Genomic DNA, 12937 nt, shown 5'->3' on the forward strand with positions numbered 1-12937 from the left:
CAAAAGAGGTTAAAGATAAACCGTGTGTTGCAAAAGAAGGACTTCAATTTTGCAACAGACTTTATAGTATTGAGCATGAGCTTGAAGATGCGAGCCCAGACGAAAGATATGAAGGCAGACTCAAAAAAAGCAAGCCTATATTGGATGAGTTTTACAAATGGCTCAAGCAGCAAAGACCTCGAATTACACCTAAGAGTGCCACTGGTAAAGCTGTTAATTATTGTTTGAACCAATGGGATAAGCTTAATAATTACTTACTTGATGGTAGACTTTATTGCGATAATAACATTTCGGAACGGAGTATAAAAGGATTTGTTATATCACGTAAAAACTTCCTGTTTTGCAATACTCCAAGCGGAGCTACCTCAAGTGCAATGATTTACAGTATTATTGAAACTTCCAGAGCAAATAATCTTAAGCCTTTTGAATATCTGACTTATTTGCTGGAAACGCTTCCAAATGTAGATGTCAAAGATCAGAGTGTGCTGGATTCCTTAATGCCTTGGTCGGATGATTTGCCTGAATCCTGCAGACTTAATAATAAGATTTTACAACAGAAGGAGTAGTAATTGTAGACGGGTTGTATTTTACGCTTACATTGAAACTGAACATGTGTCGTAAAGCTTCGTCAGGAGGCGGCCGATGAAAGTCGGAAGTTTGAAGGTCGGGCAATCCTTATGCCAGGGTAGTATTGCTCGTTGCAGCCTGAAATGACTGCAAACTTAATTGTGTAACTGTAACTCAAACAATATAAAGAACCTTCCGGAGCACAGCAGGACCTAGGTTGCATAGGCGAGCAGTGCAGCGCAGCGGAACGACCAGCCTAAACCTCTCAATGATAAGGATAGACGAAATGGAACAAGGGATGCAACAATAACTGGAGCATGGCAGTTGCAAAGAAGGTAATTGTTGTACACAGGTATCGTAGTAGTCTGAGAACGGGAAAGCCGTTTACATGGCGAAGGGTACCAGACAAGCTGATTACAGATTTAAAACGATGTGAAGCCGTACTCCCTGAAATATGGGTTGTGAGCCATAGAAAAGACTATGTACATTAAGCACAGCTTCACGAGCGAACAGGAATTAAAAGATACACTTGATTTCATTTATGAGAAAAGCAAAACAGGAAAAGGTTTCAATGGAATACTAGAAGCTGCATTTAACGAAGTAACAATAATTACAGCAATACACAATATAAAAAACAACAAAGGAGCAAACACTCCAGGTATAGATGGCAGCAGGATGGATAAGTACCTGCAAATGGACAAGAACAAGCTGATAGGATTGATACAAAAATCAATAAAGGACTACAAACCGAAGCCTGTCAGAAGAACGTACATAAAGAAGGCAAATGGAAAACTAAGACCTTTAGGAATTACAACGGTAATAGACAAGATAATTCAAGAGTGTATAAGAATAATAATCGAGCCAATATGCGAAGCAAAATTCTATCCTCAAAATTTTGGATTCAGACCATACAGATCAACAAATCATGCAATGACGTTTGCAAAAACACTCATAAATCTCAATACACCTCAAAAGCCGATAATAGCTATAGAAGGAGACATAGAAGGTTACTTTGACAACATAAATCACAGGATACTTCTAAGAAAGCTATACAGGATAGGTGTAAAGGATAAAAGAATCATCGTAATAATTAAGAAAATGCTAATTGCCGGTTATGTATATGATAAAGAGAAGTTCCAAACAGAAAAAGGAACGGTCCAAGGTGGAGGCATATCCCCATTGCTTGCAAATGTATATCTGAATGATTTTGATTGGACAATTGGACGGATGTATCATCATCCAAAATCAAAACATAAGAATGAGTGCTATGCCAGAACAAGCCTTAAAAGAAAAGGTGTAGTTCCAAAGTATTTGATACGTTATTGTGATGATTGGTTAATAATGACCACGATGATAAATGAAGCGACCCGAATTTTGAAATACCTACAAAAGTACTACAAATATCGGTTAAAATTAAACCTTTCCAAAGAAAAGACATTGATAACAAGCCTTGAAGAAAACAGAGTTAAATTTCTCGGATATGAACTGCTGGCAGCCCCACCAAGGGCAAGACCGGATAATAAAGGCTATAAGGGACTGGTTGGGAAATTTTATCCCAACAAAAAGAAAGTTATAGCAAAGGTTGATAACATCTGCAAAGAAATTCTGAAATTGAAATCAATGAGGGATGATAAGATGATGGCAGCGCAAATAGAGAGAATAAACTCAATTATTACAGGAGCAGCGGAATATTATAAAGTAGCTATATGCAGTAATACATACAAATTTATGGATCATAGAATAATGCAGACAGCATATAGAACCTTCCGGAAGATATACGGAAAGAAATGCAAAGAACACCTTGTTGAACTCGCAGAACTAAACAATAGACCACATAGACATGAAAAAAGGAAAGATAAAACATTTGCAGTAAGGTATGATGAAAAATGGATAGGAATAACCAAAGCATACATAACGCATAGTCAATGGGATAAATACAATTACAACCAGAAAATGACACCGTATTGTGAAGAAGGAAGAAAACTTTATATAATAGAGAAGAATGGAACAAAGCAGTCACCACTCGCCCGCCCTCCAATTTATGAGGATGTAGAACTGTTCAAATGCGATGAAAAGAGTTTAAATAATTTTGAGTATTACATGAACAGAGAATACGCCTACAACAGAGATAGGGGGAGATGCAAAATTTGCGGAGAAACTCTGAGAAGCAACTATAGGCACTGTCAAAGAATTGACGGAACATTACCCCTTGATAAAATAAACAAGGTTCCAAATTTAGCGTGGTTTTGTTATAATTGTCTGAATTTTATTTGTTTTATTTTATATTGATTGGAGGGGTGTTATGAAAAAGAAGTTTTTATTGTTTTTAGTTACTTTTTTATGTATTGGTTTGATACTCTGGCTCAATAAATATCAGGTATTTAAAGTTTATGCTAATTTATTCCCTGTTGAACAAAATGTAAGAGAGGTAAATTTTATTATTGATAAGTATTACTACATAAATAAAGATGATGTTAATAATGGATATGAGGTTTTTGATAAATATATGGAAAGCAAAGGCTGGAAACAGCTAGAAGGAGAACGTGCAGGAGCATTGTTTATATATGAAAAGGATGGAGTTAGAAAAATTGTTGCTAACGTTTCATCTAATGCTTATTTTTTGTTGTTTGATATAAATGAATCATAATAAAAAACTAAGGTGTGTTTAAGGGAGACACGTCCTTGTGTCTCTCTGAACAAGGGGTCGGTGTACTTCGACTAACAAGTCCATTTGCGTAAAGGGCAAAGCATGGAGAATGTTCATTGGAGTAGGAGCATGCGGTCATCCTGCCCTCATCAAATAATCGGGTGCAAGCACCGCCTACGTAGAAGGGCTCTGTAAGTCCGATCCTTCGACGACGCAAATGGCGAGACGTTAGTGCGCCAAGCAAAACTTGGCATCAGCTTGCAGGGTGGAAGTCCCTGTTGGGAAGACCTAGCCAGTTACCCATATCGAGTGTTGCATCGAAACTGGTAACAGTTAGATGAAGCGTACACAGAGAACCATATAGGCCAAAAGGAAGACCGCACTCCCTGAAGAATATTCAGCTCCGTAAACGCCAAAAATGCAGATGGCGACATGTTTAACGTCATGGAAGCCAACACAGAGGAATCATAAATGGCGAGATTCCCGAGGGTCTGCCGGAGTCAGAGCACGTGGCATGTATGGAGAGAGATGTCAGGAACTTGGGAGGTCCTAAGGCTCCTGTCGAGAAAGACAGGTAGGCATATCCAATCGAAAAAGAGGAATGCTAATGCTGAAAGGAATTCGGATTAACTCATAGTACTCTGAGAGTGGGAGAGCCACTTACATGGGGAAGGGGTTAACAATTACACGCAGCCGGCAAAGGAAACATTGTCCGGACAGGAGGATCGGGTAAACAATGCAAACCTCACTGCTGGGAATAGCGCAGAAAGCAAAACAGAATAAGAAATACAAATTTGGGAACTTGTATGAGCTCATAGATAAATATGCATTATTGCAAGCATGGAGACAGATAAACAAAGGTGCAGCATCTGGAGTTGATAGGGAAAGGGCAAAAGAGTTCAAGAAGAACATAGAAACTAATCTTGAGGAAATGCTAGAAGAGCTGAAAACTAAGAAATATAAAGCAAGGTTAGTTAAAAGAGTTTTCATACCAAAAGGAAAAGATGGAAAAAGGCCATTGGGATTACCTGTTTTACGTGATAAAATAATACAAAGAGCAGCAGCGAATATATATCTACACTATGTACTAGACCTGTGGTTTGAGAAAGGTATAAAGCCAAAGTGTGAAGCGGAGGCATATTATTGAAGGTCAGCGGATGATTTTATCTTTGGATTCAGATATAAAGACGATGCTTATATAGCATATTAAGGGGGTTAATAAGGGAAAATGAAAATACACACACTTAAAATTACCGACTACGACAAGGTTTACGAATTGTGGCAAACAGAACGGATGGGGCTGAATAATGTTGACGACAGTCGCGATGGAATGGAACGATTCTTGCGTCGAAATCCAAATACATCTTTTGTTGTGGAGATTGATGGGAAAATTGTCGGATCAATTCTTTGCGGTAATGACGGGCGAAGCGGCTATATTTACCACGCCTGCGTTTCCCGTGAATATCAAAATAAAAAAATCGGCACGAGGCTTGTTGAAAAGGTATTTGAAGCTCTGAAAGCTGAAGGAATATCCGATATCACACTTGCTGTATACATCAACAATGATGATGGTAACCGTTTCTGGGAACGAATGGGGTTTAGGGATCGTGACTTCCTGCGATATAAAAACAAAGCTCTTGTTGAATTAGAATGGTATGACTAATTCTAATTTGAATTTATATATTGCTAAAAGTATAAAAAGTATAAAAAGTATCACATTCCTTTGGCGAAACTTTACACTAACATAGACCTCAAAGGAGGCACATTATGAAAAGGTCAATGATGCAAATTTATGTAATAGGGAGTGGGGAAGCTGTAAAGTTGTATTTAAAAGCTTTTAATGGCAGCTTGGGATTTAATGTAAAAGGTTCTGATGACTCATTTTACCATGCAGAAATTGATATTTTTGGTCATATCTTAGCAGTAGCTGAGGCCAATGATGGAATGAATAAAAGGATTACAGGCAACACAATGCAGTTTTGCTTTCATTATGGTGAAGGAAATGAGGATATGGTTAAAAAGGCTTATGAGATACTTAAAGATGGTAGCGAAATCCTTTTTCCTTTAGGTCCATGCGATTTTAGCCCATTGATGACAGACTTCATTGATAAGTTTGGTGTTAGATGGTGTCTTTTTGTATAATTGATTTTAAGAATTATGAGCCTAATGTATAATTTAGTGGTTACGCTGTTTTTTATACTGTTAATGGTTTGATTTATAGTATATTAATGCTAAAATATATGTAGTTAATGGTTATTTACAAAAGGTTGCTTACTTTTCCAAATCATAAATAATGCGTAGAAGTTTATTACATGTAGATCATCTATAATATCTTTGTGGGTCATAAGGATTTTTATAGAATTCTTTACAACCTGTAAACTGGACTGCTGAGTAGCTTATAAGTGAGGGTAACTAAATTTGTATTTTAAGGGGTGTTGTATGGAAAACAATATTGAAAACCAGTTCTGTGATGCCGAAACTCAAGACTCTACAACCGGATGTAAGATTTGCTCAAGTCCTAATATTGAAGAAGGATATAATGTTGACCTGTGTGAAAGTTGCAGAAATATGCTTTCAAAACGGCCATTTCCTGTTTGGGTAAAATTATTCTCTGTTATTGTATTAGGCCTGCTTGTATTCTCTCTTATAAGACTACCTTCTGCTGTATCCGGTGGTGTAGCTTTTGATAGAGGAGAAAAGGCAGCAGACCAAAGAAATTATATAACAGCTGCTCTAGAATATAAAAAAGCTGCTGACAGGTATTCAGATTCTACTCTTGTCCTAGCCAAACTATTTATTGCTCAATATTATAATATGGATTTTGAGGAAGCTATAAACACATTTGAAATAATTGCAGGAAGAGAAGAATCAAATACTACACTCGTTAATAATGTAAATGAAATTGTAGATAAAATTGAAAAATATTATTATCCTTCAAAAGACTTATCGTCATTAATGGAAGCAAACCAGAATGATAATGCATCTCTTGAAAAAAATTTGGATGAATACTTAAAGGAACACCCCGATGATGTTGTTGCAGCTTTAGTTTTAGGAAATATGAAATTCGATCTGGAAAAATACGATGAAGTTGAATCAATTATGCAGAAAGTAATTTCTTCAAATAGTGACTTTTGGGATGGAAAGCTTTTGCTGGCTGCAACATACCGCGAAAAAGGAAACTATCAAAAAGCTGAAGAATTATGTAAGGATGTTCTATCGGTTAATACACAAAATAAACTCGCTTTAGGAGCGCTTGTAAGGCTTGAACTAAAATTGGGTGATGTTGCTAAAGGGCTAGAGACAGCTACCAAATCCTATGAGTTGGACAAAAACGATGCGTTTTCGATTTCAAATATGGCACTTGCTTATCATTATAATAATAAGCTGGATAAAAGAGATGAAATGTTCAATGAATTCAAAGCAAGCAAAAATGTTGACGAGTATACTTTGAATTTTTTGAGCTCAGTATTTAGTGGAGAATTAAAGTGGAGATGATCATAGAGGGAGGATAAATTTATGTTTTTTATACCTGGTATTATTATATCAATTATTACTTTTCCAGGAGTCATTGTGCATGAAATGGCTCATCAGTTGTTTTGTCGTTTTTCGAGGGTAGCTGTTCTGGATGTCTGCTACTTCAGAGTTGAAAACCCTAATGGTTATGTAGTGCATGAAATACCAAAAAAGTCCTGGCAAAATCTTCTTATAGGTATCGGTCCGTTTTTTCTTAATACTATAGTTGGTGCTCTTATTGCATCAGCTGCAGCAATACCTATTTTCAGATTTGAAAATTCCGATATTTTTGATTATTTATTGATATGGTTGGGAGTATCCATTGCGATGCACTCCTTTCCAAGTACAGGAGATGCTCAAAGTATATGGAGCACGTTAAAAAGAAAAGAAACACCTATTTGGGCTAAAATCCTTGGTACTCCTATAGTTGGACTTATTTATATATGCTCCATAGGATCAGTTGCCTGGTTAGATCTAATTTATGGTATTGGTGTTGCAATGCTTATTCCAAATCTTCTAGTGAAAATTATTGCCTAAAATTTCTTGTATAATAGGGCAATTTTCTGAAATTGACTTTGGAGAAAACATGCAAGGGGTACAAAATGAAGATTAATTCGAAATTGATTTTTTTGATAATAATAGTTATTGTAATATTATGCTTGGTTTTTATAAGAACTTGTATTTTTGAAAATGGAGCTGATAATCAGTTTTCAACAGTAAATGAAGTAAATGCGAATAATCAAGAAAAATTGAACAAGGAGATCAATACCCTAGCGATAAGTGGAGAAAAAATAAAGTATAAGTATTTGTTCAATGCATTTATACATTACGATACTAGTGAAACCGAACGATACAAGTTAAAGTTTGAAAATTATTATTTTATGAGGGATAATGAAGAATATGAAAATTTTATTAATGAATATTTTGTCCCAGAGAAAATTACATTAGAAGATAGCAATAGAGATAAACCTAAATTGTTTCTTAGGGATATGAACAATACACCAAAGTTTGCTGTATATGAGGTGTCTTCGTTGACTATTGAAGGTAATGTGTTAAATGTCAAATTGAAACGGATAAATAAGCAAGTTCCAGTTTATCCTCAAACTAAATTCGGAGTAGATAGATGGGGTATGCTGGTTGAGCTGGATTTGAACAAGGAGTTACTTAAAAGGAATATGGAAATTAAGGTTGAAAGAATTGGCGAAGATTAAGTAAATTTAAGGCCATTTGTGTAAAGGGCAAAGCATGCAGAAGTTGAAATATTATTGTGGAGAAACCATATGGGTACAAGCAAAAAAGAATTAAGGATTAGGGAAATTGCATTGGAAATACTAAATGATATTACTGAGAATGGTTCGAATTCTAACTTGGTTTTATCCAATTATTTTAACAAGTACACATTAGATATAAATGATGAAATATTTATTACATCACTTGTACTAGGTACGTTGAGATTGAAAGTTAGTATACAGTATGCTATAGAAGTGCCAAAAAAGATTGCTAAAAAAATTTCTCCTTGTATCATGAATATTTTAAGACTGGGTGTTTATGAGCATTTTTATGGGGATGTCATTCCTAACCCTGATGAAAGCTTTACTTCATATACTGGTAATGAACCATATAGGATTGAGAAACCTAAATGTAAGTATATTAATGAATATGTAAGGATAGCTGAAAAATGCGGACAACGCTCAGGGGCTCTTGTAGTTGAGGCAGTTTTAAGCAGACTTTGCGGTTTGCTTTGGCAGTATTTTAATGATCGTTCGTTTGAAGCAGAATTGTTATCATCTAAATATTCTTTCCCTATACATTTAGTAGATAAATGGTTAAATAATTATGGATCGGATTTTACTGAAGACCTTTTAAAAAAGCTTAATACGCCTGCAAAATTATGTATTAGACCAAACAGCTTAAAAATTTCTAAAAATGAACTAATGGATGTTTTAATAAATGAGGAAATTGACTTTGAGGAAGGATTTATAACTGATGAAGCGTTATTAATTAACAGTACGCAACCTTTAGATACTTTAGAAAGCTTTAAAAAAGGCTATTATCAAGTTCAGGATGAAAGTTCTATATTGGTTTCTAAGATTCTAAATCCAAGATCTGGAGAAAATGTACTAGAGGTTTGTGTTGGTACACAAGGTGATAAAACTACACATTGTGCTCAACTTATGAACAATATCGGTAAAATTTTAACTGTCGATATAAACCCTCAAAAGCTTTGTTTAACCAGACAAAACTGTTGTAGGTTTGGTGCAACAATAGTAGATTTAATGGAGTATGATTGCCTTGTGTACAATAAGGATTGGAATAATGTATTTGATAAGGTTTTAGTATCTGCTCCGAGTTATGAGTATGGAATAATTAGGAGAAATCCAGAAAAAAAGTATTCTTCGGATTATTATAATCTTTCAAAATTAGTAGATATTCAAAGCAACCTGCTTAGAAATTCGTCAAATTATTTAAAATGTGGTGGTGTCTTAGTCTATTATACCAACACTTTTGAAGTTGAAGAAAATTTACTAAGCATAAATTGTTTCTTGGAAAATAATAAAGATTTCGTTTTAGATGAAATAGTTGAAGTGGATACTAGAAAATTTGATCAGCCTCCCCAACAAGGATTTTTGCAGATATTTCCTAATGCATGTCTTATGGATGGGTGTTTTATAGCTAAAATGAGAAGAAAGAGCTAGTGAGATATTTGGTAATATATGAAGTGAAGAAGTAAATAATCTATCTTATTTAAGGAGCTGTGTTATGGAGAATATAAAAATAAATGGCAAATCATACGAATATGTTGTTAATTATAAAAACAATGATGAACTAAGGAACAGTTTTAATAGCCTGGCAAGAAAAACATATGAATTTGATTTTGAAGACTGGTATCAAAATGGGTATTGGAGTGATAGATATATTCCTTATTCAATAGCGGATGGCAACAATATAGTTTCAAATTTATCTTTAAATGTCATTGATTTTTTTGTAATGGGAGAAAAAAGGACATATTTACAAATAGGTACTGTTATGACGGATAAAGAATATAGAAACCAAGGATTGAGCAGATTTCTTATGGAAAAGGTATTAGAGGAATGGAGAGGTAGATGCGATCTAATATATCTTTTTGCCAATGATAGTGTTCTTGATTTTTACCCTAAATTTGGTTTTGATTCTGCGCAAGAGTATCAATACTCAAAAGAAATATACTCAGAAAGTGTTACATCTGATTATATAAAAATGAACATGTCAGATGAAAAAAATAAAGGATTTCTTTTTAACAAAGTCAACCAATCATTACATTTTTCACAGTTGTCAATGAATGATAATCCTGGCCTTGTAATGTTTTATTGTACGTCATTTATGGACCAAAATGTTTACTATATTAAAGCGTTTGATGCCATTGTTATTGCAGAATTCAATGATAATATACTGTATATAAATGACATTTTTTGTGAAAAAGAAGTTCAACTAAATGATATAATTGCATCGATGGTAAATAAGGAAATAAAAAAAGTGGTTTTAGGATTTACACCTAAAGATACAGTGTCATTTGATGAAACATTATTAAAACAAGAAGACACAACCCTATTTATACTTGACGATAAATGGGGCATATTTGATAACAAAAAAATCATGTTTCCTGTTTTATCACACGCATAGTAGATGTAGAATATGCTAAAAAGTATGCTATTTTCATAAAAGTCATAAATAGCATACTTTTTAGCATATTCTTTTGTTACAGAAGCAATTCTTTCTCATTTCCCATTTCTTATATTAGGGCAATTCATATACTATAAAATGATGATCAGTCTTTTGGGGCAGCTCTACATAAATATGCCACAGCATTTCTTCACCTGTTCGATAGTATAATTGCATATCAGCATTTGATGACGCAATGTCCACAAGCTTATACTTCTTATTATGTTTTATCACATGCCTAAATTCTGTTGGAAGTTCAATTGTACCAATTTGCTTGTCCCCGGTAAGATTGGAAATTACCATTTCCAGTACAGGTACATCCTTTCCGTGATGTCGAAATAATTCCCATTTCTTATTTACAGGATTTTGATATAGGAGTTTTCGGCCAGGTGTTATGTGTGCAATCCATGTAAAGAAGTTACCGTGTTCAACCAATCTTTCAGGATAATCAAAAGGTTGATCAGCCCTGGTAAAAATCTTTTGGAGCTGATTTTTATATGGCTCAAGTTTGTGAATGGGCGGCAAAATTCTACTGAAATTTTTATTCTCATTTCCAACTCCAGATGTAGATCCGGCAATATTGAGATTGAAATCCTCATTAACCCCTACTTCTTGCGGAAACAAGAGGGCAAAAATGTCCTGAAGAGGTATAGTAACAGTTTCTGCAGAAGAGGTCATAAAAACTTCCAGCATGGCAATACCCATTTGAGGAGTAATGTCTTGTGGGTTTAAGGGTGTTTGATTAGGGGTTGTAAGAATTCCAAACTGCTGGCTTAAAAAGTTTGCTATTTTGTGCTCCGGGTATCTAAAATCATTTAAATAAACATTCCCCCTCTGTCCGCAAAGGATCTGGATAATGGTAGGGAGGTCATGAGTTGATAAGAACAACTCCGTATTTTCGGGAAGTGTTTGATGATTTTGATATTGACCGCATATGTTTTTATGAGGAGCAACATACATCTCAGGAATTGGATGACCATTTTTTTTCATCCTTCGGATGGCTTCCTCAACAGCACTCTGCCTTGGTATATCCCCCAAGGTTTCTCCTCCAACCTCAAGTCCATGCTTTAAAGCAATCTGAATGATTTTTTCAACATTTTTAACTTTATGAATTCGGTCAGAGGGATCAATTTCATATCTGCCATGATCGTTATGATCTCCACGTCTCATGATATACTGGGTTGCATAACCACACATATGATCTAGAAACAAAATATCTATATACTGCGAAAGATATTTGATTCGATCATTCATCAGTTCATAATAAGCTTCCCCCTCTGTAATATAGGGTGGAATATGCCAATTTTGCCCGTTATCGGTTCCGATTTCATATTCAATATTAAACGCCTTGCCCTGAAGACCCCAAACATCGCCGCTGGCAGACGGATCGATCCCAAATGCAATATTAACTTCACGTTTTAATCCTAACTCCCTATATAAATCCTTTATCAAAAGCTGCTGCTCATGGATGCAGAACTGGCTGTATTGATAAGCTTCAATCTCGTCAGTATAAAGTTCTGCCAGCCTTTTGACAGCTTCACTCTCTGGATTTTGGTATTCCTTAGGCCAGGTTCTGAAATCAGGCTCTGCGTCCACATAGGTATTTAAGACCTTTGATTGGACAATAGAGAAAACGGCATTTCTTCTTAACTGAACTTTGTATTGATCAACATATTTTTGATAAGCCTCAGCCCGTTCAGAATGAGGATCCAAACGAACATGGTTCAAAAACTTCTTAGAAGCTTTGCTAAGAATTACTTTTCGTGCTTCACGGTGTATATCGAAATCACAACACAAGTCTTTTTCATAGGTGACAGACCTTTTAGGAATCATGGACAGTAACTCGGGATCTTCCTGCACTTCGGGAACTAGCTCTAAAACCAGATAATCCAGTTCCAGTCCAAATGAAGAAGAAGAAAAAGGACTTGTAGTACTTTGGTGTTTCTGAGTAAAGGGAAGTTCTGCAATATCAGTTACACCAATGTCACTTAAAAAATGCATGATATAGGTCAAATCTTCAAGATTACCTGCATAATCCCGCTTAGTTAAAAAGGCTAAGGCGGTTTTTATGGCAGCCAGCTTAAGATTTGGATCAAGGTTTATATTTTTTAAAACCGTTTCTCCAGTATCAGGCTCTAGACAGATTGAGTCCGGGAATATCGCCATCAGAATCTTAATCACATCATTAAACCTAGTAAAACTTGAAGATGAATTGGCTGCAAATACCGGGACTATTACTTTTGATCTTTTCTTATATAAAGATAGAGATGCTTTTTCCATTTGCTACCCCCAGAGGCATATTTATATTGCTAATAGCCATTCAATATTAATAGTCATTATTATATATCGTAATTTATCTGCATAATCATTATAGTTGTTCATTATGTTTACAATACTCAAATTCAAATTAACATGATTATTTAATACTATACTTTATTTTATGCCTTGATTATATAAGTGATATATGTATTTTATAATATCATGATACGCATTATATAGTCCAAGGTAATT

Annotated in this window: 13 protein-coding genes; 12 read left to right on the top strand and 1 reads right to left on the bottom strand. The window is 35.0% G+C overall.

Going from position 1 to position 12937, the window contains the following annotated elements:
* The 12 genes from ACECE_RS0215845 to ACECE_RS0215895 form a co-directional block, all read left to right on the top strand.
* Positions 1-566 (top strand): IS66 family transposase (locus ACECE_RS0215845; protein WP_010249034.1); only part of this gene is annotated, 566 nt, incomplete at its 5' end.
* 318 nt (positions 567-884) lie between these two features.
* Complete coding sequence (locus tag ACECE_RS31200; protein ID WP_162862562.1) at positions 885-1058, top strand: hypothetical protein; 174 nt, start codon at positions 885-887, stop codon at positions 1056-1058.
* Positions 1048-2856 (top strand): reverse transcriptase domain-containing protein, encoded by a 1809-nt coding sequence (locus ACECE_RS0215850; protein WP_010249036.1) that lies wholly within the window; start codon positions 1048-1050, stop codon positions 2854-2856. Before ACECE_RS31200 ends, ACECE_RS0215850 begins: the two co-directional genes overlap by 11 nt.
* 13 nt (positions 2857-2869) lie before the next feature.
* Positions 2870-3214, top strand: a complete 345-nt coding sequence (locus tag ACECE_RS0215855; RefSeq protein WP_010249038.1) for a hypothetical protein — start codon at positions 2870-2872, stop codon at positions 3212-3214.
* A gap of 736 nt (positions 3215-3950) precedes the next feature.
* Entirely contained in the window at positions 3951-4361 is a 411-nt protein-coding gene (locus ACECE_RS0215860; protein WP_010249040.1) for a reverse transcriptase family protein, read from the top strand.
* Positions 4362-4442: 81 nt separating this feature from the next.
* Complete coding sequence (locus ACECE_RS0215865; protein WP_010249042.1) at positions 4443-4877, top strand: GNAT family N-acetyltransferase; 435 nt, start codon at positions 4443-4445, stop codon at positions 4875-4877.
* 104 nt (positions 4878-4981) lie between these two features.
* A complete protein-coding gene (locus tag ACECE_RS0215870; protein WP_010249044.1) occupies positions 4982-5356 on the top strand; it encodes a VOC family protein in 375 nt (124 codons plus the stop codon).
* A gap of 297 nt (positions 5357-5653) precedes the next feature.
* Positions 5654-6709, top strand: coding sequence for a tetratricopeptide repeat protein (locus ACECE_RS0215875; RefSeq protein ID WP_010249046.1), 1056 nt, complete (start codon positions 5654-5656; stop codon positions 6707-6709).
* A 21-nt stretch (positions 6710-6730) separates the two neighbouring features.
* Positions 6731-7264, top strand: coding sequence for a metalloprotease family protein (locus ACECE_RS0215880; RefSeq protein ID WP_010249047.1), 534 nt, complete (start codon positions 6731-6733; stop codon positions 7262-7264).
* Between the two features lie 65 nt (positions 7265-7329).
* Positions 7330-7938 carry a hypothetical protein gene (locus tag ACECE_RS0215885; RefSeq protein ID WP_010249050.1) on the top strand — a complete coding sequence of 203 codons (609 nt, stop codon included), beginning with the start codon at positions 7330-7332 and terminating at the stop codon, positions 7936-7938.
* Between the two features lie 69 nt (positions 7939-8007).
* The gene (locus ACECE_RS0215890; RefSeq protein WP_010249052.1) at positions 8008-9423 is read left to right on the top strand and encodes a transcription antitermination factor NusB; all 1416 of its coding nucleotides are present in this window, start codon (positions 8008-8010) and stop codon (positions 9421-9423) included.
* Between the two features lie 64 nt (positions 9424-9487).
* Positions 9488-10387 carry a GNAT family N-acetyltransferase gene (locus ACECE_RS0215895; RefSeq protein ID WP_010249053.1) on the top strand — a complete coding sequence of 300 codons (900 nt, stop codon included), beginning with the start codon at positions 9488-9490 and terminating at the stop codon, positions 10385-10387.
* Positions 10388-10501: 114 nt separating this feature from the next.
* On the opposite strand, the gene ACECE_RS0215900 is transcribed toward ACECE_RS0215895, so the two are convergent.
* Positions 10502-12706, bottom strand: a complete 2205-nt coding sequence (locus ACECE_RS0215900; protein ID WP_010249055.1) for a 4-alpha-glucanotransferase — start codon at positions 12704-12706, stop codon at positions 10502-10504.
* Positions 12707-12937: the final 231 nt, after the last annotated feature.

Source organism: Acetivibrio cellulolyticus CD2 (genome assembly GCF_000179595.2).
GTDB lineage: Bacteria > Bacillota > Clostridia > Acetivibrionales > Acetivibrionaceae > Acetivibrio > Acetivibrio cellulolyticus.